This window comes from uncultured Parvibaculum sp., from assembly GCF_963975745.1.
Taxonomy (GTDB): domain Bacteria; phylum Pseudomonadota; class Alphaproteobacteria; order Parvibaculales; family Parvibaculaceae; genus Parvibaculum.
The window spans coordinates 171,962-196,270 of sequence record NZ_CAXBIB010000005.1; the positions used below are offsets into that span (position 1 = coordinate 171,962).

The window sequence follows — 24,309 nt, forward strand, 5'->3', positions numbered from 1 at the left end:
GAAAATGGCAACGGCAGTTAGCGCCAACCGGCTTGAACTGTTGCAGATCGCAGATGCGGTCGCGCGTGAAAAGTCGATCGACCGCGAGGTCGTCATCGAAGCGATGGCGGAGGCGATCCAGAAGGCGGCCCGCTCGCGTTACGGCGCCGAGAACGAGATCCGCGCCCGCATCAATCCGCAGACCGGCGAAATTCGCCTGGTGCGGCTGCTCGAAGTGGTGGACGCCGTCGACAACGACGCCATTCAGATCGACATCAAGTCGGCGCAGCGCCGCAATCCGGCCGCTCAGCTCGGCGATCTGATCGAGGATGAACTGCCGCCGGTCGATTTCGGCCGCATCGCCGCACAGACCGCCAAGCAGGTCATCGTGCAGAAGGTGCGCGATGCCGAACGCGAACGGCAGTATGACGAATATCGCGACCGTATCGGCGAGGTCATCAATGGCATCGTCAAGCGCGTCGAATACGGCAATGTCATCGTCGATCTCGGCCGTGGCGAAGCGATCGTTCGCCGCGACGAACTTCTGCCGCGCGAGACCTTCCGCAACGGCGACCGCGTGCGTGCCTATATCTACGATGTGCGCCGCGAGCAGCGCGGCCCGCAGATTTTCCTCTCGCGCTCGCATCCGCAGTTCATGGCCAAGCTCTTCGCGCAGGAAGTGCCGGAAATCTATGACGGCATCATCGAGATCAAGGCAGTGGCCCGCGATCCGGGCAGCCGTGCCAAGATCGCGGTGCTGTCGAACGACTCCTCGATCGATCCTGTCGGCGCCTGCGTCGGTATGCGCGGCAGCCGCGTCCAGGCGGTCGTCAACGAATTGCAGGGCGAGAAGATCGATATCATCCAGTGGTCGCCCGATGCGGCAACCTTCATCGTCAACGCCCTGGCGCCGGCGGAAGTCGCCAAGGTCGTGCTCGACGAAGACGCCCAGCGCATCGAAGTCGTGGTACCGGACGATCAGCTGTCGCTGGCCATCGGCCGGCGCGGCCAGAATGTTCGCCTCGCCTCGCAGCTGACCGGCTGGGACATCGACATCCTGACCGAGGCGGAAGAAAGCGAACGCCGTCAGGCCGAATTCCAGAGCCGCAGCGCGACCTTCGCCGAGGCGCTGGACGTCGACGAGATGATCGCCCAGCTGCTGGCGTCCGAGGGTTTTGCCTCGGTCGAGGAGGTGGCCTATGTCGATATCGACGAGATCGCCGGCATCGAAGGCTTCGACGAGGATACTGCGCAGGAAATCCAGAATCGCGCGCTTGAATATATCGAACGTCAGAATGCTGAATTTGACGAGAAGCGCCGTGCACTGGGCGTCGCCGACGAGCTTGGCGAAGTGCCGGGTGTCACCCCGAAGATGCTCGTGTCTTTCGGCGAGAGCGAAATCAGGACGGTCGAGGATCTGGCGGGCTGCGCCACCGACGATCTGATCGGCTGGAACGAGACGGTCAACGGCGAGCGCAAGCATCAGAAGGGCATTCTCGAGGATTTCGACGTGTCGTCCGAGGAGGCCAACGACATGATCATGCAGGCGCGCCTGCGCGCCGGCTGGATCACCGAGGCCGATCTTGCGCCTGCCGAGCCGGCTGAGGAAGCGGGCGAGGTCGGTGAAGAAGCATAAAGAGGACGAGGAAAGCGCCCGCCGCTGCATCGTCACCGGTGAAAGCGGCTCGAAGGCGGCGCTGATCCGCTTCGTGCTGGACCCGGAGGGCCGTGTGGTGCCGGATCTGGCCGGGCGCCTGCCCGGCCGCGGACTCTGGGTTTCGGCGAGCCGCGAAGCGGTGGCGAGAGCGGTGGCCAGGGGACTTTTTGCCCGTGCCGCCAAGGCGTCGGCCCGGGCCGATGAAGGGCTGGCCGATCTGGTCGAGCATCTGCTGGCGCGCCGTGCTGCCGATGCGCTGGGTTTGGCGCGCAAGGCAGGTGCGCTGGTGGCCGGATTCGAGAAGGTGACGACGGCCATCGAGAAGGGCCGGATCGCCGGCCTGATCGAGGCCCGTGACGGTGCCGAGGATGGCCGGCGCAAGCTCGAACAGCGCCTTCGGGTGGCCAAAGAGCTTGGAATTCTGGGTGATGTGCCCGTTTTGAGCCCCCTTTGGGCGGACGAAATGGGTTTGGCATTGGGGCGCGGAAATGTGATACATGCAGCCCTGATCCAGGGAGGCATGCAGGCGAAAGTCTTGGCGGATCTTGCCAGACTGGAGCGCTATGGGCGGAAGGACCGCCCGGAAAACGCCCGCTCGGGCCCTCGAGGCGCGACGGGTGAGTGGGTAATTGAAGGACCGGAATGACCGATCAGGCCGATACGAGCGAACGTAAACCGAAGACGGGCGGCAAGACGCTGAGCCTGAAGCGGACGGTCGAGTCTGGCCATGTGCGCCAGAACTTCTCGCATGGCCGCACCAAGACGGTGGTCGTCGAGAAGAAGAAGAGCCGCACGCTGAAAACCGCTGCGGCCGCCGCCGAAGAGCCGTCAAAGCCGCAAAAGGCCCCCGCGCCGGTCGCGAAAGCGGCCGAGGAGCCGGCGCCTGCCGCCGTCGAGACCAAGGCTGAAAAACCGGCAAAGGCCGCCGCGACCGCGGCGCCGGCCGCGAAGGAAAAGCCCGCAAGCCGCGCCCGGTCGGGCGTCGTGCTGCGCACGCTGACCGAGGAAGAAAAGCAGGCCCGTGCGCTGGCGCTCGACAGCGCCCGCGAGCGCGAAGGCGAGGATCGCCGCCGCGCCGAAGAGGAAGCACGCCGCTTTGCCGACGAAGACGCGCGTCGCGAACGCGAGCGTGCCGAGGCCGCCGCACGTGCGGCCGAGGAAGCGACCCGGCTTGCGGCCGAACAGACGACGCGTTCCCGCGCCGCCGAGGAAGCAAAGCGCCGCCTCGACACGGATGCGCCGGCCGGCCGCGCCACGGCGAAGGACCTGAAGGGCGACGAAGCCGAGGATGACGACAAGCCGAAGCGCGGTCCCGGCCATACGCCGGCGAAGCCGCCGGTTGCGCGCCGCACCGAAGAGCGCCGGCGCGGCAAGCTGACCATCACCAAGGCTTTCGATGATGAAGGCGATCGCCAGCGCTCGCTGGCCTCGATGCGCCGCCGCGTCGAGCGCGAGCGCAAGAAGCATATGGGCATCCAGGATGCCCCGCAGAAGATTATCCGCGAAGTCGTGATCCCGGAAGTCATCACCATTCAGGAACTGGCCAACCGCATGGCGGAGCGTGCGGTCGATGTGATGAAGATCCTGATGAAGCAGGGTATCATGCTGAAGATCACCGACGTGATCGACAGCGACACGGCCCAGCTGGTCGCTGAGGAACTCGGTCACACGGTCAAGCGCGTTGCTGAATCGGACGTCGAGGAAGGCCTTGTTGGTGAGGCGGATATCGACGAGGTGAAGCAGCCGCGTGCGCCTGTTGTCACCGTCATGGGCCATGTCGACCACGGCAAGACCTCGCTGCTCGACGCGCTGCGCAAGACCGATGTCGCGGCGGGCGAAGCCGGCGGCATCACCCAGCATATCGGCGCCTATCAGGTGAATCTGAGCTCGGGCGAGCGCATCACCTTTCTTGACACACCGGGCCACGCGGCCTTCACCTCGATGCGCGCTCGCGGCGCAAAGGTCACCGACATCGTCGTGCTGGTTGTCGCTGCCGACGACGGCGTGATGCCGCAGACGATCGAGGCGATCAATCATGCCAAGGCGGCCGGCGTGCCGATGATTGTCGCCATCAACAAGATGGACAAGCCCGAGGCCGATCCGTCCCGCGTCAAGAACGAACTGCTGCAGCATGAAGTCGTGGTCGAGGATTTCGGTGGCGACGTGCTGGCGGTTCCGATTTCGGCCAAGACCGGCATGGGGCTCGACAAGCTGGAAGAGACCATCCTTCTCCAGGCCGAGCTCCTCGACATTCGCGCCAATCCCGATCGTCCCGCCGAGGGCATTATCGTCGAGGCGAAGCTCGATCGCGGCCGCGGCCCGGTCGGCACCGTACTCGTGCAGCGCGGTACGCTGAAGGTTGGCGACATCATCGTGGCCGGTGCCGAATGGGGCCGTGTCCGTGCACTGATCAATGATCGCGGCGAAAACGTCGACAGCGCCGGCCCGTCGGTGCCTGTCGAGGTTCTCGGTCTCGGCGGCGCGCCGGAAGCCGGCGACGTGATGAGCGTTGTCGAAAGCGAAGCGCGCGCCCGCGAAGTCACCGACTACCGTCAGCGCGTCCAGCGCGACAAGCGCGTCGGCACGGGCGGGCGCACTTCGCTCGACCAGATGCTGTCGCAGCTGAAGGAACAGGACAAGAAGGAACTGCCGATCGTCGTCAAGGCCGACGTGCAGGGCTCGGCCGAAGCTATCGTGCAGGCGCTCGAAAAGCTCGGCACCGACGAGGTCACGGCGCGCGTCATTCATGTCGGTGTCGGCGGCGTTACCGAAAGCGACATCACGCTGGCGACCGCGTCGGGCGCGCCGGTCATCGGTTTCAATGTGCGCGCCAACACGCAGGCGCGCGATGCCGCCCGCCAGGGCGGCGTCGAGATCCGCTACTACTCGGTGATCTACGACCTGGTCGACGATATCAAGGCCGCATTGTCCGGCATGCTCTCGCCGGAACTGCGCGAAACCTTCCTCGGCAATGCCGAAATCCTGGAAGTGTTCAACATCTCCAAGGTCGGCAAGGTTTCGGGCTGCCGTGTCACCGAAGGTGTGGTGCGTCGCGGTTCCAGCGTGCGCCTGATCCGCGACGACGTCGTGGTGCACGAAGGCAAGCTCTCGACCCTGAAACGCTTCAAGGACGAAGTGAAGGAAGTGCAGTCCGGCCAGGAATGCGGCATGGCCTTCGAGAACTATCAGGACATGCGCAAGGGCGACATCATCGAGTGCTTCGATGTCGAGGTGGTGAAGCGCAGCCTCGCCTGATCTCGAGGCCGCCACCCGGCCCCGGTTGCGCCGGGCCGATTGAAAGACGCCGTGATGGTCAGGAAACATACCCATGCATCGAAAGGCCCGAGCCAGCGCCAGTTGCGCGCCGGCGAGCTGGTGCGCCGTGCATTGGCCGACATCGTCGCGCGCGGCACCATCCGCGATCCCGAGCTGATCGAACGCAGCTTCTCCATCACCGAAGTGCGGATGAGTCCCGATCTGCGCCATGCGACATGTTTTGTCGCGCCGCTCGGTCAGGGCGATGCCGCCGCGCTGGCCGCCGCGCTGACACGGGTGCGCGCCTACCTGCGCGGTCAGCTTTCGCGCGAGGTCACCTTCAAGTTCATGCCCGACCTGACCTTCGAACCCGACACCTCCTACGACAAGGCCAGCGAGATCGACCGTCTTCTTCATTCGCCCGAGGTTGTGCGCGATCTGTCGGGCGAAGAGGACTGAGCCCATGGCCCGCCGCAAGACGGGTGAGGCGGTGTCGGGCTGGGTGATCGTCGACAAGCCCGCCGGACCGACCTCCTCCGACGTCGTCAATCGCGTCCGCCGCCTCTTCAATGCCCGCAAGGCCGGCCATGCGGGCACCCTTGACCCGCTGGCGACCGGCATCCTGCCCGTGGCGCTGGGCGAGGCGACCAAGACCGTTCCCTTCATCATCGATGCCGCCAAGGGCTATCGCTTCACCATTTGCTTCGGCACCGCGACTTCAACCGATGACGCCGAGGGCGAAATCGTCGCCCGAAGCGACGTCCGCCCCGCCGCCGCCGCGATCGAGGCCGTGCTGCCGGCCTTCCGCGGCCCGATCGAACAGGTGCCGCCGGCCTTTTCGGCTATCAGGATCGATGGTGAACGGGCCTATGCAAGAGCCCGGGCGGGCGAGACGGTCGAAATGAAGGCCCGCGCGGTCACCATCCATGAGATCCGCCTCCTGGGCCTCCCCGACACGGACCATGCCGAGCTGGAAATCCTTTGCAGCAAAGGGACTTACGTCCGCTCCCTGGCCCGCGATCTGGCTCGGGCGCTGGGCACGGTCGGTCATGTTTCGGCGCTCCGCCGCACCCGTCACGGGCCATTTGGCGAGGCGGCGGCAATTCCGCTGGATAAACTCTGCGCCTTGGGCCATATTGCGCCCGCTCCCGGCCTTGGGGCCCATCTGCTGCCGCTTGAGACCGCGCTGGACGACATCCCGGCACTGGCCGTCAGCGGCGACGATGCGGCCCGACTGAAACAGGGTCAGGGGGTTTTGTTGCGCGGGCGCGACGCACCCATCCTTTCCGGATCGGTTCTGGCGACCCATCGGGGAGACCCGGTGGCGCTCACCGAATACGAAAAGGGCGAGCTTCGGCCCGTGCGCGTTTTCAATCTCGTTTGATGAGGAGACCCCGATGTCGATTACGCCGGAACGCAAGGCCGAGCTGATCAAGGAATTTGCCGGCAAGGATGGCGACACAGGTTCGCCCGAAGTGCAGGTTGCCATCCTGACCGAGCGCATCGTCAATCTCACCGACCACTTCAAGAGCCACGCGAAGGACAATCATTCGCGTCGCGGCCTTCTGAAGATGGTGAGCCAGCGCCGCAGCCTTCTCGACTATGTGAAGAAGAAGGATCAGGCGCGTTATGAAAAGCTGATCGCCCGTCTGGGGATCCGGCGGTAACGGGGTGCGTCCTATCACCCCATCGGCCTCGCAATGCACGGCGCCTGCCCGGACGGTCTTCGGACCCGAGGGGCAGGCGTGCGTCTTTGAGGGGCCTGAACGAGAGACAATCGTCCGTTAACGGATGACTGTGAAGCGGCTGGACCTTTCGCCTTTGTCTCGTGGCGGCTGGTCCTGTGTCGAGTATGCGCAGCGCAGGTTTCGCGCACGCCGCCCCAGTCTTCCATTTGTCCGGCCGCCGGGAAGGCGGCAGATAGGCGCCCGCCGCATGATGGTGGAAATGAACGCATGATGGGCGGCGGCGCAAAACAGGAAATCGAAATGTTTGAAATCACACGCGAAGAGATCGAATGGGGCGGCCGTCCGCTCATCCTCGAAACGGGCAAGGTTGCCCGCCAGGCCGATGGCGCGGTGCTCGCGACCTATGGCGAAACGACGGTGCTTGCCACGGTCGTCGGTGAGCGCAAGCCGAAGCCGGGGCTCGACTTCTTCCCCCTGACCGTCAACTATCAGGAAAAGACCTATGCCGCGGGCAAGATTCCCGGCGGCTTCTTCAAGCGTGAAGGCCGTCCGAGCGAGAAGGAAACGCTGGTCTCCCGCCTGATCGACCGGCCGATCCGCCCGCTCTTCATCAAGGGCTTCAAGAACGAAACCCAGGTCATTGCGACCGTACTGTCCCACGACATGGAAAACGATCCCGACATCGTCGCGATGGTCGCCGTGTCGGCCGCGCTGACCATTTCGGGTCTGCCCTTCATGGGCCCCATCGCCGCCGCCCGCGTCGGCTATATCGATGGTGAGTACAAGCTCAACCCGATGATCGACGAGATGGCCGAAAGCGATCTCGACCTCGTCGTCGCCGGCACGGCCGATGCCGTGATGATGGTGGAATCGGAAGCGAAGGAACTGTCCGAAGAGATCATGCTCGGTGCCGTGATGCACGGCCACAAGCATTTCCAGCCGGTGATCGACATGATCATCCGTCTGGCCGAAAAATGCGCCAAGGAACCGCGCGCGATCGACGTGAAGGACAACGCGGAACTTGTCGGCAAGGTCCGCGCGCTGGTCGAAGGCGATCTTCGTGCCGCCTATGGAATCCGCGACAAGGGCCAGCGCCACGAGGCGATCTCGAAGGCCAAGGACAAGGCCAAGGCCGCGTTCTGCAATCCCGACGACGCCAATGCCGTGCCGGAAACGGAAATCGGTGGCGTCTTCAAGGAGATCGAAAGCGATATCGTTCGCAATTCGATTCTCGACACGAAGAAGCGCATCGACGGGCGCGACCTCGAAACGGTGCGTCCCATCGTTTCGGAAGTCGGCATCCTGCCGCGCACGCACGGCTCGGCGCTGTTCACGCGCGGCGAGACCCAGGCGCTGGTTGTTGCCACGCTCGGCACCGGCGACGATGAACAGTTCATCGACGCGCTGGAAGGCACCTACAAGGAAAACTTCCTGCTTCACTACAACTTCCCGCCCTTCTCGGTCGGTGAGACGGGCCGCGTCGGCTTCACCGGTCGCCGCGAAGTCGGTCACGGCAAGCTGGCCTGGCGGGCGTTGCGCGCCGTGCTGCCGCCCAAGACCGAGTTCCCCTACACGCTGCGTCTGGTCTCGGAAATCACCGAGTCGAACGGCTCCTCCTCGATGGCGACCGTTTGCGGATCTTCGCTGGCGATGATGGATGCGGGCGTGCCGATCAAGCGCGCCGTGGCCGGTATCGCCATGGGCCTGATCCTCGAAGGCGAGCGCTTCGCGGTGCTCTCCGACATTCTCGGCGACGAGGATCATCTCGGCGACATGGACTTCAAGGTGGCGGGCACGTCCGAAGGCGTGACCTCGCTGCAGATGGACATCAAGATCGCCGGCATCACCGAAGGCATCATGAAGCAGGCGCTCGCCCAGGCGCAGGGCGGCCGCATTCACATCCTCGGCGAGATGGCCAAGGCGCTCGACACGGCCCGCCCCGAAATGGGCGAGCATGCGCCGCGCATCGAAGTCATCAACGTGCCGACCGACAAGATCCGCGAAGTGATCGGTACGGGCGGCAAGGTGGTGCGCGAGATCGTCGAAAAGACCGGCGCCAAGATCGACATCTCCGACGATGGCACGATCAAGGTGGCCTCCTCCGACGGCGAGGCGATCCGCAAGGCGATTGCCTGGATCCAGGGCATCGTCGCCGAGCCGGAAGTCGGCGTGATCTACGAAGGCACGGTCGTCAAGGTCGTCGATTTCGGCGCCTTCGTGAACTTCTTCGGTCCGCGCGACGGTCTGGTGCATATCTCGCAGATGGCGCCGACCCGCGTCGAACAGGTCTCCGACGTCGTCAAGGAAGGCGACAAGGTCAAGGTCAAGCTTCTGGGCTTCGACGATCGCGGCAAGGTCCGCCTCTCGATGAAGCACGTCAACCAGGAGACGGGCGAGGAGATCGTCTATGAGAACGAGCCGGCCGAGCAGCCCCGCGAAAAGCGCGAAGGCGGCGGTGGCGGCCGCGGCCGCCGGCGCGAGCGGGACTGACCGCGCTGCGCAAAACCGTTAGGATTGCGGGGTCGGCCTTGATGGTCGGCCCCGTTTTCTTTTGGGAGGGCCCCATGCGCCTCGTCGCCATACTCGCTGCCGCGCTGTCGCTGGCGCTGCCGGTCGCCGCCCCTGCCGGGCAGGCTGCGCCGCAGGGCTGGGAAGACCGCATCACCGAATTCGACCGCGACCGCCTCTCGCGCCTTGACGAGGCGGTGGCGAAGGGCATGGAAATGGCCGCCGCCGAACCCTTCCCGGCCGGCGACTATGCCGATCTGGTCAACATCATGCAGGCGACGCCCGTCTCGGTCACCGCGGCCTCGCTGCGCGGCAACTGGCGCTGCCGCACCATCAAGGCTGGCGGTCCCTATCTGAGCTTCGTCGTCTATGGCTGGTTTTCCTGCCGCATCTCGCAGACGCCGGACGGTCTCTATTTCGAGAAGCTCTCGGGCTCGCAGCGCCAGACCGGCTACATCTATCCGCGCGACGAAACCAGCTGGGTCCTGTTGGCCGCGCCGAACGAGGATCATTCGGGCGCGCCGCGCCCCTATTCCGGCCCCGCAGGCGGCATCACCGATCCGCAGCTGCAGGACGAGCCGGGCATTCTCGAAGCGCTGGCCGATGGCCGCCTTCGCGTCTTCTTTCCCTGGCCGGTGCTCGAATCGACCTTCAACGTGCTGGAGCTGAAGCGGCCCTAGCCCGCCACCATATACCGGTCCCAGAACCCTTCCACCGGCGCGATCTGTTCCACCACATCGACCCACAGCCCCGACGGATCGTGAAAGCCGAAACGGCGCTGGCCGAAGGGCTCGTCGGTCAACGGCAGCGATATGGGGAGCCCGCGCGCCGAGAACTCCGCATGCGCGGCCTTCGCGTCCTCGACCTGCAGTTCGAAACACATCCCCTTGCCGGAAAAGACCTCCGGCCCGGGCGGCGCGGAGGGATGATCGGGCGACATGAAGGCGAGGCTCGCCGTGCCGTCCGGCCCGTAAAGCAGCACGAACCAGCTGGCCGAGAACGCGATCTCGAAACCGAGAAGGTCGCGGTAGAACGCGGCGCATTGATGCAGTTCCGGCGTCACGATGATCGGATAACGGTCCGCGAAACGCATGGCATTCTTCCTTTTGTTTGACATACCAACAGTCTGTATTCGAAAGATAGTTGGCAGACTGTTGGTATGTCAATATCCTGAAACCGGGCGGGGCGTGAAAAGGGGCGACAACATGGCAGGTATGCGGGAAGAAAAGGCGCGGAAGACGCGCGCAAAGCTGGTCGCGGTCGCGCGGCGTCTCTTCGCGAAGAACGGCTTTGCGGCCACCTCGACGGAAGAGATTCTCGACAAGGCCGGCGTCACGCGCGGCGCGCTCTATCACCATTTCGCCGACAAGGCGGCGCTTTTCGAGGCGGTCTGTATCGCGCTGCACGAAGAGGCAGTGGCCGCGATCGGCAAGGCGGCCGATGACAGCGCCGGTCCGTTCGAAGCCCTGCTCGAGGGCTCGCGCGCCTGGCTCGCGCATTTCGCAAGGCCGGAAGTCAATCGCATCCTGATCGTCGAGGCGCCCGCCGTGCTCGGCTGGGAGAAATGGAATGCGCTCGATGCCGCGCATGGTTTTGGCGAGTTGATGCAGGGCGTCGAGGCGGCACGCAAGGCAGGCGCGATCCGCGACATCGCTGCGGAGGAACTGGCCGTTCTGCTCAATGGCGCGATGAATGCGGCCGTGCTCTGGTCCGGTCACAAGGGCGGGAAAGCGCCGGCCCGCATGGAAAAGGCACTGACGGAATTGCTCACGGCGCTGAAACGCGACAGAACAAAGACTTGGAGTCGTTCATCGTTTCCGTGAAACGATGAACGACTCTAGGTCTCACCCCTCGCCATTCTCGGCGTTGAGTTCTTCGGCCCGCGGCATGCCGATGATGTTGAAGCCGCCATCGACATGATGCACCTCGCCGGTCACCCGCGCCGACAGGTCGGACAGCAGATAGAGCCCGGCGCCGCCGACATGGTCGAGCTCGATCGATTCCTTGATCGGCGCATGCGCCTTGTTCCACTTGAACACATAGCGCGCATCGCCGACGGCCGAACCCGCCAGCGTCCGCATCGGCCCGGCCGAAATCGCATTGACGCGAATGTCGTGCCGGCCGAGATCGACCGCGAGATAGCGCACGCTGGCCTCGAGCGCCGCCTTGGCCACGCCCATCACATTGTAGTTGGGCATCACCCGCGTCGAGCCGCCATAGGTCAGCGTCACCATCGCGCCGCCCCGCGTCATCAGCTTGGCCGCGCGCCGCGCCACATCGGTGAAGGAGAAGCAGGAAATATCCATGGTGCGCAGGAAGTTCTCCCGCGTCGTGTCGACATAGCGGCCCTTCAGTTCGTTCTTGTCGGAATGCGCGATCGCGTGAACCACGAAGTCGAGCACGCCCCATTCCTTTTCCAGCGCCGCGAAAACCGCATCGACACTGGCGCTGTCGGTCACGTCGCAGGGCAGCAGCAGGTTCGAGCCGGCCGATTCCGCCAGCGGCTTGACGCGCCGGCCGAAACTTTCGCCCTGATAGGTGAAGGCCAGCTCCGCGCCATGCGCGGCCAGCGCCCGGGCGATGCCCCAGGCGATCGAGTGATCGTTGGCGACGCCCATGATCAGGCCGCGCCGGCCCGTCATCAGCGATCCCGTCAGTATCGGTCGCCGTTCGCCCGGCTTTTCGTCAGACCCTTGCATGGCTTGCCTGTTCCCCGATTTGATCCTGTCTGAAATCCGGCGCCCCCCGCGCCGTCACCCGCCATGCCGCTGGAAGGCCAGCGTCGCATTGGTGCCGCCGAAACCGAAGCTGTTGGAAATCGCCAGGTTGATATCGGCCCCGTCGATGCGTTCCCGCGCGATATTGGCGTCCGCCACCGCCGGATCGATCTCGTCGATATTGGCGCTGGCCGCAATGAAGCCGCCCTGCATCATCAGCAGCGTATAGATTGCCTCATGCACGCCGGCCGCGCCCTGCGCATGGCCGGTCAGCGATTTCGTCGCGCTGATCGGCGGCATCTTGGCACCGAAGACTTCGCGGATCGCGTTGATCTCGGGAATGTCGCCCACCGGCGTCGAGGTCGCATGCGGATTGATGTAGTCGACCGGCGCCTTGACGTTTTCGAGCGCCATCTTCATGCAGCGCACCGCGCCCTCGCCCGACGGCGCCACCATGTCGGCGCCGTCCGCCGTCGCGCCATAGCCGACGATCTCGGCATAGATCTTCGCACCGCGCGCTTTCGCATGTTCGAGTTCTTCCAGCACCAGAATGCCGCCACCGCCCGAAATCACGAAACCGTCGCGATCCTTGTCATAGGCGCGGCTGGCCTTTTCCGGCGTGTCGTTGCGCTTGGCCGACATCGCGCCCATCGCGTCGAACAGCACCGACAGCGTCCAGTCGAGTTCCTCAGCCCCGCCGGCGAACATCACGTCCTGCTTGCCCCACTGGATCATCTCGGCCGCATTGCCGATGCAGTTGGCCGAGGTCGAGCAGGCCGAACTGATCGAGTAGTTGACGCCCTTGGTCTTGAACCAGGTCGACAGATTGGCCGAACAGGTCGACGACATCGCCTTGGGCACCGCGAAGGGGCCGACTTTCTTCGGGCCTTTGACGGGCTCGGTGCGTGCCGTGTCGGCAGCCGCCACGATCGCCTTTGTCGAGGGTCCGCCCGAACCGACGATCAGGCCGGTGCGCGGGTTGCTGACATCGCTCTCCTCGAGCCCCGCATCGCGGATCGCCTGCTCCATCGCCGCGCAGGCATAGGCAGCCCCGTCGCCCATGAAGCGCCGCGCCCGCCGGTCGACCGCCTGTTCGAGATCGATCTTCAGGCTGCCGTGAACCTGGCTCCGAAAACCCATCTCGGCATAGACGTCGGATTTGACGATGCCGGATTTTCCTTCGCGCAAGGATGCCAGCACTTCCTGGGTGTTGTTGCCGATGCTGGAAACAATGCCCATGCCGGTGACGACCACTCGCCTCATGGCAGCCTCTCTTTCACTGCGGATCGAACGGAGCGAAGTCGGGAAAAGGGATGACCGGCTTTCCGGCCGACTCCGCGATGAATTTGATTCCTTTGCGGCCGCGCTGTCTAGGCCGGGGGTTGCGCGGCGCCGAACAGTCCGACCTTCATGTCGCTGACCGAATAGGCCAGCTCGCCATCGGCCTTGATGATGCCGTCGGCCATGCCCAGCACCAGCTTGCGGTTGATGACGCGCTTGAGGTCGATCACATATTCGAGCTTCGAAACGGCCGGCGTGATCATCGCGGCAAGCTTGACCTCGCCGACGCCCAGCGCGCGTCCCTTGCCCTGCGCGCCGATCCAGCCGAGAAAGAAACCGAGCAGCTGCCACATGCCGTCGAGCCCGAGACAGCCCGGCATCACCGGGTCGCCTTCGAAATGGCAGCCGAAGAACCAGAGATCGGGCTTGATGTCGAATTCGGCGACGATCTGGCCTTTGCCATGCGCGCCGCCCGTGTCGCTGATATGGGTGATGCGGTCGATCATCAGCATCGGTGGCAGCGGCAACTGGGCATTGCCCGGCCCGAACATGCGGCCATGGCCGCATTCGAGCAGATCTTCGAAACTGTAGGCCGCTTTCTGGTCCGCCATCGGGGTCCGCTCGCTTGCTGCCTGCACCCGCCCCTGGGTCTGGCGATATGCCGGCTGGTCTGGTTCCTCGGCGGCCCGGGCCGCCTCCCTTGGCCGCTTGGTAACACACCCCGGGGCCCGCGCAAACCCTCGCCTTTGGCCGCCCCGCCCGCCCCGCGGGTGGCGCCAGCCTTGACAAACGGGTGACCGCGACCCTATTTATTGTTTGTAACGATTACAAACTGTATTGGTCGAAGGACACGTGGCGTGACCCAGGAAAGGCCCTACACACAGACGCTCGGCAGACTGCGCGAGGCGGGCCTGCGCCCCACCCGGCAGCGGCTGGCTTTGGGCCGCCTCCTCTTCGACGGCGGCGACCGCCATGTGACCGCCGAGGCCCTGCATGACGAGGCCCAGCGCGCTGGCGTCAGCGTCTCGCTGGCCACCGTCTACAACACGCTGCACCAGTTCACCAATGCCGGCCTGCTGCGCGAAGTCGTGGTCGACAGCGCCCGCACCTATTTCGACACCAATATCGACGATCACCACCACTTCTTCATCGAGCGCGACGGCTCGCTGATGGATATTGCCGGCGACGATGTGACCATCGGCAGCCTGCCGCCGGCCCCGGAAGGCATGGACATCGCCCGGGTCGACGTGATCGTCCGCCTGCACGACCGCGCCGGCAAGTAACCGGCCGCGTTAACCGGGTCGAGTTGATAATTCTTCGCAAAAACAACCGCTAAAAACTTTGTTTGGAACATCTCCAAACTGTTGACGCATGCCGGCGCCCGCCCTATTCTCGCCGCCAACCCCCCGCATGCGTCGCATCGCGGCCATGACGGGCGGGATTCCGCAGGGACATCCGCGCGGGCCGTGGCGCCCGTGCCTGTCCCCGTCCATCGCATAACGGGTGAGGAGCACCATCATGCCAGCGCTTTCCGGTTCCAAGACCATGGAAAATCTCAAGGAGGCATTTGCCGGCGAAAGCCAGGCCAATCGCCGCTATCTCTATTTCGCGCAGAAGGCCGACGTCGAAGGCTTCAACGATGTCGCGGCCGTCTTCCGTTCGACCGCCGAAGGCGAAACGGGTCATGCCCACGGCCATCTCGAATTCCTCGAGGAAGTCGGCGACCCGGCCACCGGCGAGCCGATCGGCGCCACCGACCAGAACCTCAAGGCCGCCATCGCCGGCGAAACCCACGAATACACCGACATGTATCCGGGCATGGCGCGCACCGCGCGCGATGAGGGCTTCGACGAGATTGCCGACTGGTTCGAAACGCTGGCCAAGGCCGAAAAGAGCCATGCCGGCCGCTTCCAGAAGGCGCTCGACAGCCTCGGCAGCTAAGCCGCTCAAGATACGGACGGCGGGAGATCGCACATCTCCCGCCGCCTCTTGCCCTTCACATCCGAAGTCGGAGACCCGTCGATGAGCAGCCCGAAAGAAGGCAGCACCGAAGCCCCCACGCGCCATCCGCTCGACTGGCATAATCCCGATTTCTACGATCTCGAAAAACTCGATGTCGAACTGCGCCGCGTCTTCGACATCTGTCATGGCTGCCGCCGCTGCTTCAATCTCTGCGACAGCTTCCCGCGCCTGTTCGACCTGATCGACGAAAGCCCGACCGGCGAACTCGATGAAGTGAAGTCGGCCGACTTCGCACCCGTCGTCGAGGCCTGCACGCTTTGCGACATGTGCTTCATGACGAAGTGCCCCTATGTGCCGCCGCATGAATTCAATCTCGATTTCCCGCATCTGATGCTGCGCTACCGCGCGGCCGAGGCGAAGCGCAAGGGAAGCTTCCCCTTCGTGCCCGGCCAGCTTGCCGAGACCGATCGCAATGGCAGGCTGGCGGCTCCCGTCGCCGCCGTCGCCAATTGGGGCTCGAAGCGCGGCAATGCGCTGACGCGGCCGGTGCTGCAGGCCGTTGCCGGCATCGACGCCCGCGCCGAACTGCCGAAGTTCCATGGAAAAACCTTCACCATGCGCGCCAGGGCGCAGGACGAGGCAGGCGCCGCCACGCCGAAGGAGGCGCCGGCAAAAGGCCGCAAGGCGGCGATCTTCGCCACCTGTTTCGTCAACTACAACAATCCCGGTGTCGGCGAGGCCGCCCGTCTGGTGCTGGCGCATAACGGTGTCGAAACCGAGGTCGCCTATCCGGGCTGCTGCGGCATGCCCTTTCTCGAACAGGGCAACATCGAAAAGGTTGCGGCCCAGGCCGAGAAGGTCGCGAAGGACATGGTCGCCTGGATCGACAAGGGCTACGACATTGTCGCGCTGACGGCCTCCTGCGGTCTGATGTTCAAGTTCGAATGGCCGCTGATCCTGCCGGACAACGAGGACGTGAAGAAGCTGGCCGCCGCCACCTTCGACATCGACGAATATGTCGTCGACATCGCGAAGAAGGAAGGCCTCGCGCCGGGCCTGAAGCCGGTCGAGGGCGGCGTCACCGCACATCTCGCCTGTCACGCGCGCGCCCAGAACATGGGTGCGAAATCGGCCGAGATGATGCGGTTCATTCCGGACATCAAGCTCGATGTCGTCGAGCGTTGCTCCGGACACGGAGGAACCTTCGGCGTGATGAAGGAAACCTTCGACGTGGCGATGAAGGTCGGCAAGACGGCCGCCCGCAATGTCGCCAAGACCGGCAACAGATATGTGACGTCGGACTGCCCGCTGGCAGCCAAGCATCTGGTTCAGGAGATCGGCGAGCTGGGCGAGCCGCAGCGGCCGGCACCGCAGCATCCGATCGAGATCATGGCGCGCGCCTGGGGACTTGTCTGAGACATCTGTCGATGAAGCGGGGGAAACGCTTCGAAAGGCACGGAAAGATGAATGCGATGAAAAAGGAAATCACACCCGCCGACATCCTGCCCTACGCGACCTATGCGAAGGAACGCAAGGAACGCCGGGCGGCGATCGCCGCGCTGAAGAAGGACCGCCGCGTCGCGGTCGGCCCGCACGCGACCTTCTATTTCGAGAACTACGACACGATGTTCCAGCAGATCCACGAAATGCTGCACATCGAAAAGGGCGGCGACGAACAGGTCGCCGACGAACTCAGGGCCTACAACCCGCTGATCCCGCAGGGCAACGAGCTGGTGGCGACCGTGATGTTCGAGATCGAGGACCCGGTGCGCCGCGATGCCTTTCTGCGCCAGATCACCTGGGTCGAGAAGCATCTCTATATCGATGTCGGCGGCGAGCATGTGATGGGCGAGGCCGAACTCGATGTCGAGCGCACCAAGGCCGACGGCAAGACCTCGTCGGTCCATTTCGTCCATTTCCGGTTCACGCCCGAACAGATCGCGAAATTCCGCGATCCCGCGGTCCCGGTCATGGCCGTCGTCGGGCATGAGAACTACCACCACATGGCCATGCTCCCGCCGGCGACGCGCCAGGCCCTGGCGAAGGACTTCGCCTGAGGCCGCAAGGCCTCAGTCGAATTCCTCGCCCGGATAGACGCCCCACAGCCTGTCCTGCGGGGCCCAGCCGTTGCGCCCCTGCACCTCGAGGCGGCACCAGCCGGCCTTGCAGCCGCGCAGCCCCGCCACCAGGCCGGGTTCGAGATAGGCGACGACATCGGCGTCCGGCGCGGGCGCGTCATGCAGCGCCACCGGCGTATCCGCCGGCGCATCGTCCGCTGCTGCATCGCCCGTCACGATGGCGCTGCGCGTCCCGTCGAGCAGCGTATGCCAGATCCAGCCGCCATCGCCCTCATGATCGCGGATGCGCCGCCAGTGGTTCGATTCCGCCGTCACTTCGAGCGGCACCCCGCGCTTGGTATAGACCCAGTCGATCGGAAAATCGGTGCCCGGTCCGCGCCGCACATTGGCGCGCGAAGCCTTGAGGCTGACATAACGCGGCACCGGCAGGCCGGTCACGCGGCCGCGTTCGGCGGCAGCCTCGGCCTGCGCCGTCGGCAGCGCGGCCGTGGCGGCGCCGGCGCCGCCCGGCGCCGGCCACAGCGCCGCCATGGCCGCCAGCATCAGCGCGCCTCCTTTTCCGCCGATCGATCGCAACGCCCGCATCTGCCGTTCCACCTTTCGCGGACCCTGTGCCCCGCCCGCGACTCAGCCGATTTTGCCAGAAAATCCGCCAACGGAAGCGATAAAACCTGCTAATAAGGGCGGATTGCTACCGGAGTCCCCCCGAACATGACCGCCAGAAAACCGCTCGTCGTCGTCACCCGCAAATTGCCCGCCCCCATCGAGGCCCGCATGGGCGAGCTATTCGATGTCAGGCTCAATGCCGACGATCATCCGATGTCGGCGGCGGAGCTGGTGACCGCCATGCGCGAGGCCGATGTGCTGGTCCCCACCGTGACCGACCGCATCGACGCGAAGCTGCTGGCCCAGGCCGGCGAAAATCTCCGCCTGATCGCCCAGTTCGGCACCGGCGTCGACAATATCGATGTCGAAACGGCGCGCCGCCGCGGTGTCACGGTCACCAACACGCCGGGCGTGCTGACCGAGGACACCGCCGACATGACCATGGCGCTGATCCTGGCCGTGCCGCGCCGCCTCTCCGAAGGCGCCCGCTATCTGCGCGAACATGAAGGCGCCTGGCCCGGCTGGTCGCCGACCTGGATGCTGGGCCACCGCATCACCGGCAAGCGCCTCGGCATCATCGGCATGGGCCGCATCGGCCAGGCGGTCGCGGTCCGCGCCCGCGCCTTCGGTCTCGAAATCCATTATCACAACCGCAAGCCCGCCAACGCCGTGATCGAAGGCGAACTCGGCGCGACATTCTGGGAAAATCTCGACGACATGCTGCCCAGGGTCGACATCGTCTCGGTCAATTGCCCGCTGACGCCCCAGACCTTCCACATGCTCGACACGCGCCGTCTGAAGCTGCTGAAACCGGAAGCCTATATCGTCAACACCGCGCGCGGCGAGGTGATCGACGAGAACGCGCTCTTGCGCGCGCTCGAAGCCGGCGAACTGGCCGGCGCCGGTCTCGACGTTTTCGAACGCGAGCCCTCCGTCGATCCGCGCCTGGTCGCGCGCCCCAACGTGATCTCGCTGCCCCATATGGGCTCGGCCACCATCGAGGGCCGCGTCGAAATGGGCGGCAAGGTCATCGTCAACATCAAGACCTTCATGGACGGCCACCGCCCCCCCGACCGGGTGATCCCGGCGATCATGTGACGATGGCATGCCGAGACGGCCAGAAATGAAAGTGTCATCCCGGCGGAAGCCGGGATCCACGGGCCTCTCGTAAAATCGAAGCGCGGAATGGATCTTGGCAACAAGTGCACGGCTGCCCGGTGAAGTAATTTCGGCTGCAGGAACGCTGCACTATTCACAACCCCAAACCGTCATGACCCGGCTTGTCCGGGTCATCCACGCCTGCCCCGGCGAAAGCCGGGATCTTTCTTCCGTCAGGGCTTGCCGCAAAGACGTGGACGGCCCGGTAATGGAACGTATTGAGAATGTCAGTGTCCTCGCCCACGCTGCGCGCCTCCACTATGGTCCAGATCACCGGCCTTTTCCTCCCCGGCGCGACGATCGAGGTCGAAGCGATCGCCCATTTGGCCTGGCCCCTCACGCCACCGCCTCAAGCCCTTTCCGTTCGACGAGGTTGAGCAGCTTCAGCGAGGCGCCGGTCGGCTTCTTGGCCCCCTGTTCCCAGGCTTTCACCGTTGCGGCGCTGACATTGAGATAGGCCGCGAAGACGGGCTGGCTCACATTGTGTCGCTTGCGCAGCGTTTTGATCTTGCTCGGCGAAAGCGCCTTGACGGGCTCGAGGCAAAGCGCGTCGAAGTCATTCATCGTCGTCTGGTCGATCGCACCGGCCTTGAAAAGACCTTTCGCCGTCTCATGTGCGACCTTGAGAGCGTCCGATCCCGCGCGCCGTTTGTTACTCATTGCAAACAATCTCCTTCAACTCGCCTTTGGCGCAGAGCGCCTCGATCTCGGCTTGCGTTTTCCCATCGAAGATCCGGGCAAGCGATTGATAGACTTCCAGTTCACGTTCCGACAGATTGCTTTTGGCACTCTTCGGAAAGCCATAGAGGAAGATCAGCCGCGTGGCGGTGCGGAACATCACGATGGTTCGATAACCGCCGCTCTTTCCGCCGCCGGCACGGCCGATCCGCTTTTTCACAAGCAATTTGCCGAGCGTTGCGTCAATCAGGCCCCGCTCGATTTCGAGCGCGGCACGGGCGAGACTGCCGTCTTCCAGACCTTCCTTGCGCGCCCACCTGGCAAAGGCCTTGGTTTGATAGCGCTTCATGCAATGACATATATACTACCTGGTAGCATATATGTCTAGGTATTATACCCGCTCAAATCCGTGACCGTCGGCGTCTCCCCGGTCAGCGGATTTTTCGGGTCCCATCGGAGCTTCAGCGTCCGGAAACGCGTGTCGAGCGCGTCGTAGATCAAGAGCTTGCCGGCGAGGCTCTCGCCGGCGCCGGTGATCTCCTTGATGACCTCGAGTGCCTGCAGCGAACCGACGACACCGGTCAGCGCCCCCATCACGCCGGCCTCCTCGCAGGTCGGCACCGAGCCCGGCGCCGGCGTCTCGCCGATGAAGTCGCGGTAATTGGGTTTGGGTTTTCCCTCCGCATCGCGCTCGAAGGCGCGGAAGGTCGCGACCTGCCCCTCGAACTGGCCGACCGCGGCCGAGACCAGCGGAACGCGCGCGAAATAGCAGGCATCGTTGACGAGAAACCGCGTCTGGAAATTGTCGCAGCCATCGGCCACGATGTCGTATTGCGAAATGATCGCCAGCGCATTGGCCGCGGTCAGCCGTTCGCGATGTTCGATCACCCGCACATCCGGGTTGAGCCGTCGCACGGCCGCCGCCGCGCTTTCCGTTTTCGGCCGTCCGATATCGGCCGTGCCATGCGCGATCTGGCGTTGCAGGTTCGACAGCGACACATCGTCATTGTCGATGATGCCGAGCGTGCCGACGCCGGCCGCCGCCAGATAGAGAAGGCAGGGGCTCCCCAGCCCGCCCGCGCCGATCACCAGCACCCGGGCCTTCAGCAGTTTCTGCTGGCCCGGCCCGCCGATTTCCTTCAGCACGATATGCCGGGCGTAGCGCTCCAGTTGTGTGTCGTTCAGTGCCATGCGCGCAGTCTTACCATGCCCGCGCCGCCGCGGCAGCCCGATTGCGCAACGCCGTCGATGCGTGTCAGATAAGTCGGACGGGGTGCAGGGAGGGGGAATTCGAATGGTCCGGCGCATTCTGATGCTGGCGCTTGTTCTGGCCGCGCTGCCGCTTCTGGCGGCGTGCAGCGAGGAGGAAGCGCCATTCGATCTGGTTCTTGCCGATGGCCGCGTCATCGATCCGGAATCGGGTCTCGATGCGGTCCGCCATATCGGTATCCGCGAGGGGCGGATCGCGGCCATCTCCGCCGCGCCGCTCAAGGGGCGCGAGACGGTCGATGCCGCGGGCCTTGTCGTCGCCCCGGGTTTCATCGACATCCACTCCCATGCCCAGACCGTGCCCTCGAACTGGTTGCAGGCATTCGACGGTGTGACCACGGCGCTGGAGCTCGAGGCGGGCACGCTGCCGGTGGCCGCCACCTACGACCAGGTCGCGCGCGAAGGCCGTCCGCTGAACTTCGGCTTCTCGGTCAACTGGGCGATTGCGCGTCAGGCAGTACTGTCGGGCGCGACGCCGCGCGGCACGCAAGGCTATGTCGCCGATTTCGGTCGCCCGGGCTGGCAGGATCTGGCCAGCGCGGAACAGTCGGCGGCAGTGCTTGCACTTGTCGAACAGGGTCTGAAGGAAGGCGCGCTGGGCATCGGCCTTCTGACCGGTTATGCACCGGCATCGAACCGCACCGAATATTACGAGGCCGGGCGGCTGGCCGCGCAATATGGCGTGCCGACCTTCACCCATATCCGCACCCGCAGTATCCGCGAGCCCAACGGCGCCATCGAAGGCTTCCAGGAAGTGATCGCGGTGGCGGCGGGCACCGGCGCGCATATGCATATCTGCCATCTCAACAGCTCGGCCCTGCGCGAGGTCGACCGCATCGCCGGCATGATCGCCGGGGCGCAGCGCCAGGGTCTGCGCGTCACCACCGAGGGTTATCCATGGGGCGCCGGCTCGACCACCATCGGCGCGCCCTTCCTGCGTCCGGAGAATCTTCCCAATCTCGACATCGGTCCATCCGACATCGAGTATGTGGCGACCGGCGAGCGCCCGGCGACGGCCGAACGTCTGGCCGAAATTCGCGCCGCCGACCCGGGCGGCATTTCGATCATTCATTATCTCAACGAGGGACTGGCCGCCGACCGCGATCTGCTGGCCCGCGCCCTGCTGGTCCCTGGCGGCATTTTCGCCAGCGACGCGGTGCCCTTGACCGTTGCCGGCCGCGTGCTGACCGATGAAGTCTGGCCGCTGCCCGCCAATGCGATCGCGCATCCGCGCCTCGCCGGCACCTATACGCGCATTCTCGGCACATGGGTGCGCGAGGAGGGACGTCTCGATCTGATGGAGGCGATCCGCCGCTCGGCGCTTCTGCCGGCGCTGCTCCTCGAGGAAGCCGCGCCGCAGATGAAGACGAAAGGCCGCATCGCGCTGGGGGCCGATGCCGACATCGTCGTTTTCGATGCCGCCACGGTTGCGGCCATGGCGGATTACGACAATCCGGCAGCGCCGGCCACCGGCATGAAATTCGTGATCGTCAACGGCGCCTTCGTCATCCGCGACGGCGCCCTGCTGCCCGATGCGCGCCCCGGTCGCGCGGTGCGCGGCCCCGGTCGCGGCTGAGGCGGGTAAGCATCGCTGTCGCATCGCCGCGGCGCCGATGCCGGTGGCCAGCTTGCCGGACCTTTGTTACGCTCGGTCCGTCGCCGGCGAAACCGGGAAGCATTCTTCGCGGGCGGCATTCCGGCCTTTGCCGGGTCGCGGCTGCGTGCTGGCCTGCGGTATGACGCTTCCCTTCGGCCGCCGGCCGCGCTCTGCCTTTCGATTCTGGATGCCGCTCGGGAAAGCCCCCGCCGGCACAAATGCTTTGTGTCCGGTTCCCGTGCGGCGGACGATCCGGCTTCGGTCTCCTGCAACAGAGGAGGTTGTTATGCGGATAAAGGAACTGATGACGAAACATGCCGAATGGATCGAGGCCTCGACGCCGCTTCGCGACGTCGCGCGCCTGCTGCGCGACCGCAATATCGGTTGCGTGCCGGTCGGCGAGAACGACCGCCTGGTCGGCATGCTGACCGATCGCGACATCTGCTGCCGCGGCGTCGCCGACGGACTCGATCCCGACAAGGCGACGGCGCGCGACGCGATGACCGACGGCATCATCTGGTGTTACGACGATCAGACCGACAAGGACGCCGCCGAACTGATGGAAAAGCACGGCATCCGCCATCTGCCGGTGCTCAATCGTCAGAAGCGCATCGTCGGCGTGCTCTCGCTGGGCGATCTGGCCTATCGCGCCGGAAAGTCGCTGAACGCCGATGTGGTCCATCTGGTCTCGCGTGATGCCGAACGCCACGCGATGAGCGCCTGACTGATAATGGCGAAACGAGAGCGGGCGGGAGAATTCTTGCCCGCTCTCCTGTCGTTGCAGCACTTCCACCCTCCCCTCGGGGGTGAGGGTCGGTTTTCGTAAGCAAACGAAAAGGTCCGATGGACCTTTTCGAGACCCGAACGCCCGGAGCGCAAGCGAAGGGCCGGGCAGTCAAACGGTCGAAGACCGTTTGGGGCGGGGGCTCAAGGGTCGGCGACACACTCCGGCGGTATTGGAAACGAAACCTAAAGCGGCAGCAGCACCACGCTCTGGCACGAGCGTCCGATGCGGCCATGAACGTCGAAGATCTCCGACTCCGTCATGCCCCGCCCGTCGCCGCGCCAGTCGCCGCGCTGTGCGACGCCGATCCATGCGCCGATCGGATCGCGCGCGAGATGCAGGGAAAGATCGGCATTGGGCCAGCCGGCGGCATCGGGCCGCGTGCCTGCATCCGTCACCGTGAACAGCGTCGACACATCGGCGACCGCCATCGCGGCGGAAAAGGGCGTCGGCGCGTCGTGAAACGGCTTCCTCAGACGAAACCATTTGGCCCTTGTCCCGTCGTCATGGGTCGTGTCGCGTATGTCGCAAAGATCGAGAAAGCCGGGGCCGTTACTCGTCTGCTTGAAAAAATCCGGTCGCTCCCAATGCGCAAATCCTTCAGGTTCGAAGACGGCTTTTCCGGGTGCACGCGGCAATCCCGCAATCTCGACCGGCTTCTGGAAACAGGCGCTGGCCTTCGCCTGCAATTTGCCGTCGGCGAAAATCTCGTTCTCGAACACCGCCACCCGTCCGCCCTCGCGCACCGCGCTCATCCGGCTCGACAGCCCCTGAAGCGGCATCGGCCGCAGCAGATAAAGCTGGGCCGACACAAGCGCGCCGAGCCCGCATGCCCCCGCCATCGCCTCCATCTCGCCGACCGCAAGTGCGGCCACCGCGCCGCCATGCATGCCGCCGAACGGCCCCTGCGCTTGCGGGGCCGCATTCCACACCGCGCCCTCGCGGCGGAAAACGGGACCGGGCTCGATATTCGGTGCGTTCATCGCTCGCGTCTCACTCACTGGTTTTCAAATCCTGTTTCTTCCCACCCTTCCCTGAGGATTCCTCTGCAAAACACAGTGTGCTTTGGTCGTCAGAGGGGGGGCGGATCGG

The 24,309-nt window shown here is 64.9% G+C and carries 26 protein-coding genes; 16 read left to right on the top strand and 10 right to left on the bottom strand.

The features are described from left to right. The first annotated feature begins 4 nt into the window (after nt 1-4). From nusA to AAC071_RS06120, 8 genes are all read left to right on the top strand, one after another. On the top strand, nt 5-1,615 hold the full coding sequence (gene nusA, locus AAC071_RS06085) for a transcription termination factor NusA (RefSeq protein WP_339830925.1): 1,611 nt from the start codon (nt 5-7) through the stop codon (nt 1,613-1,615). Next, on the top strand, nt 1,602-2,282 hold the full coding sequence (locus tag AAC071_RS06090) for an RNA-binding protein (protein ID WP_339830927.1): 681 nt from the start codon (nt 1,602-1,604) through the stop codon (nt 2,280-2,282). The genes nusA and AAC071_RS06090 overlap by 14 nt, the downstream gene beginning before the upstream one ends. Further along, on the top strand, nt 2,279-4,891 hold the full coding sequence (gene infB, locus AAC071_RS06095) for a translation initiation factor IF-2 (protein WP_339830929.1): 2,613 nt from the start codon (nt 2,279-2,281) through the stop codon (nt 4,889-4,891). The genes AAC071_RS06090 and infB overlap by 4 nt, the downstream gene beginning before the upstream one ends. 54 nt (nt 4,892-4,945) lie before the next feature. Beyond that, nucleotides 4,946-5,350: a 30S ribosome-binding factor RbfA gene (gene rbfA, locus AAC071_RS06100; protein ID WP_339830930.1), complete on the top strand. Its 405-nt coding sequence runs from the start codon at nt 4,946-4,948 to the stop codon at nt 5,348-5,350. Between the two features lie 4 nt (nt 5,351-5,354). Beyond that, a complete protein-coding gene (truB, locus tag AAC071_RS06105) occupies nt 5,355-6,275 on the top strand; it encodes a tRNA pseudouridine(55) synthase TruB (RefSeq protein WP_339830931.1) in 921 nt (306 codons plus the stop codon). A gap of 13 nt (nt 6,276-6,288) precedes the next feature. Beyond that, nucleotides 6,289-6,558: a 30S ribosomal protein S15 gene (rpsO, locus tag AAC071_RS06110; RefSeq protein WP_339830932.1), complete on the top strand. Its 270-nt coding sequence runs from the start codon at nt 6,289-6,291 to the stop codon at nt 6,556-6,558. Between the two features lie 321 nt (nt 6,559-6,879). Further along, a complete protein-coding gene (pnp, locus tag AAC071_RS06115; RefSeq protein WP_339830934.1) occupies nt 6,880-9,069 on the top strand; it encodes a polyribonucleotide nucleotidyltransferase in 2,190 nt (729 codons plus the stop codon). Between the two features lie 74 nt (nt 9,070-9,143). Beyond that, entirely contained in the window at nt 9,144-9,767 is a 624-nt protein-coding gene (locus AAC071_RS06120; RefSeq protein ID WP_339830935.1) for a DUF4893 domain-containing protein, read from the top strand. Here AAC071_RS06120 and AAC071_RS06125 read toward each other — a convergent pair. Beyond that, on the bottom strand, nt 9,764-10,180 hold the full coding sequence (locus tag AAC071_RS06125; protein WP_339830937.1) for a VOC family protein: 417 nt from the start codon (nt 10,178-10,180) through the stop codon (nt 9,764-9,766). The two genes, AAC071_RS06120 and AAC071_RS06125, sit on opposite strands and share 4 nt — an antisense overlap. A gap of 112 nt (nt 10,181-10,292) precedes the next feature. On the opposite strand from AAC071_RS06125, the gene AAC071_RS06130 reads away from it, so the two are divergent. Further along, on the top strand, nt 10,293-10,910 hold the full coding sequence (locus AAC071_RS06130; RefSeq protein WP_339830939.1) for a TetR/AcrR family transcriptional regulator: 618 nt from the start codon (nt 10,293-10,295) through the stop codon (nt 10,908-10,910). 21 nt (nt 10,911-10,931) lie between these two features. On the opposite strand, the gene fabI is transcribed toward AAC071_RS06130, so the two are convergent. From fabI to fabA, 3 genes are all read right to left on the bottom strand, one after another. After that, a complete protein-coding gene (gene fabI, locus AAC071_RS06135) occupies nt 10,932-11,786 on the bottom strand; it encodes an enoyl-ACP reductase FabI (protein ID WP_339830940.1) in 855 nt (284 codons plus the stop codon). A gap of 54 nt (nt 11,787-11,840) precedes the next feature. Continuing rightward, nucleotides 11,841-13,067 (bottom strand): beta-ketoacyl-ACP synthase I, encoded by a 1,227-nt coding sequence (fabB, locus tag AAC071_RS06140; RefSeq protein WP_339830941.1) that lies wholly within the window; start codon nt 13,065-13,067, stop codon nt 11,841-11,843. 107 nt (nt 13,068-13,174) lie between these two features. Then, entirely contained in the window at nt 13,175-13,696 is a 522-nt protein-coding gene (fabA, locus tag AAC071_RS06145) for a 3-hydroxyacyl-[acyl-carrier-protein] dehydratase FabA (RefSeq protein WP_339830942.1), read from the bottom strand. A 246-nt stretch (nt 13,697-13,942) separates the two neighbouring features. Between fabA and irrA the strand changes: the two genes are divergently transcribed. The 4 genes from irrA (at nt 13,943) to AAC071_RS06165 (ending at nt 17,104) form a co-directional block, all read left to right on the top strand. Then, on the top strand, nt 13,943-14,368 hold the full coding sequence (irrA, locus tag AAC071_RS06150; RefSeq protein ID WP_339830944.1) for an iron response transcriptional regulator IrrA: 426 nt from the start codon (nt 13,943-13,945) through the stop codon (nt 14,366-14,368). A gap of 235 nt (nt 14,369-14,603) precedes the next feature. Next, nucleotides 14,604-15,026 (top strand): rubrerythrin family protein, encoded by a 423-nt coding sequence (locus AAC071_RS06155; RefSeq protein ID WP_339830946.1) that lies wholly within the window; start codon nt 14,604-14,606, stop codon nt 15,024-15,026. A gap of 81 nt (nt 15,027-15,107) precedes the next feature. After that, nucleotides 15,108-16,463, top strand: coding sequence for a heterodisulfide reductase-related iron-sulfur binding cluster (locus AAC071_RS06160; protein ID WP_339830948.1), 1,356 nt, complete (start codon nt 15,108-15,110; stop codon nt 16,461-16,463). 56 nt (nt 16,464-16,519) lie between these two features. Next, the gene (locus AAC071_RS06165; protein ID WP_339830949.1) at nt 16,520-17,104 is read left to right on the top strand and encodes a DUF3501 family protein; all 585 of its coding nucleotides are present in this window, start codon (nt 16,520-16,522) and stop codon (nt 17,102-17,104) included. Nucleotides 17,105-17,116: 12 nt separating this feature from the next. Here the strand turns inward: AAC071_RS06165 and AAC071_RS06170 are convergent, their stop codons facing one another. Beyond that, nucleotides 17,117-17,668, bottom strand: coding sequence for an SH3 domain-containing protein (locus AAC071_RS06170; RefSeq protein WP_339830950.1), 552 nt, complete (start codon nt 17,666-17,668; stop codon nt 17,117-17,119). Nucleotides 17,669-17,836: 168 nt separating this feature from the next. Here AAC071_RS06170 and AAC071_RS06175 point away from each other — a divergent pair, with 168 nt between their 5' ends. Next, on the top strand, nt 17,837-18,829 hold the full coding sequence (locus AAC071_RS06175) for a D-glycerate dehydrogenase (protein ID WP_339830951.1): 993 nt from the start codon (nt 17,837-17,839) through the stop codon (nt 18,827-18,829). A gap of 154 nt (nt 18,830-18,983) precedes the next feature. Here AAC071_RS06175 and AAC071_RS06180 read toward each other — a convergent pair whose 3' ends face one another. The 4 genes from AAC071_RS06180 to AAC071_RS06195 all read right to left on the bottom strand — a co-directional run bounded on the left by AAC071_RS06180 (nt 18,984) and on the right by AAC071_RS06195 (nt 20,758). Continuing rightward, a complete protein-coding gene (locus AAC071_RS06180; RefSeq protein ID WP_339830952.1) occupies nt 18,984-19,163 on the bottom strand; it encodes a hypothetical protein in 180 nt (59 codons plus the stop codon). A gap of 62 nt (nt 19,164-19,225) precedes the next feature. Continuing rightward, nucleotides 19,226-19,549 (bottom strand): DNA-binding transcriptional regulator, encoded by a 324-nt coding sequence (locus AAC071_RS06185; protein WP_339830954.1) that lies wholly within the window; start codon nt 19,547-19,549, stop codon nt 19,226-19,228. Next, the gene (locus AAC071_RS06190; protein ID WP_339830956.1) at nt 19,542-19,916 is read right to left on the bottom strand and encodes a type II toxin-antitoxin system RelE/ParE family toxin; all 375 of its coding nucleotides are present in this window, start codon (nt 19,914-19,916) and stop codon (nt 19,542-19,544) included. The genes AAC071_RS06185 and AAC071_RS06190 overlap by 8 nt, the downstream gene beginning before the upstream one ends. Before the next feature lie 35 nt (nt 19,917-19,951). Next, nucleotides 19,952-20,758, bottom strand: coding sequence for a HesA/MoeB/ThiF family protein (locus AAC071_RS06195; protein WP_339830958.1), 807 nt, complete (start codon nt 20,756-20,758; stop codon nt 19,952-19,954). 103 nt (nt 20,759-20,861) lie between these two features. Here AAC071_RS06195 and AAC071_RS06200 point away from each other — a divergent pair, with 103 nt between their 5' ends. Further along, nucleotides 20,862-22,412, top strand: coding sequence for an amidohydrolase family protein (locus AAC071_RS06200; protein WP_339830959.1), 1,551 nt, complete (start codon nt 20,862-20,864; stop codon nt 22,410-22,412). Between the two features lie 307 nt (nt 22,413-22,719). Beyond that, nucleotides 22,720-23,157, top strand: coding sequence for a CBS domain-containing protein (locus tag AAC071_RS06205; RefSeq protein ID WP_339830961.1), 438 nt, complete (start codon nt 22,720-22,722; stop codon nt 23,155-23,157). Between the two features lie 245 nt (nt 23,158-23,402). Here AAC071_RS06205 and AAC071_RS06210 read toward each other — a convergent pair whose 3' ends face one another. Further along, nucleotides 23,403-24,218: a thioesterase family protein gene (locus tag AAC071_RS06210; RefSeq protein WP_339830963.1), complete on the bottom strand. Its 816-nt coding sequence runs from the start codon at nt 24,216-24,218 to the stop codon at nt 23,403-23,405. Nucleotides 24,219-24,309: the final 91 nt, after the last annotated feature.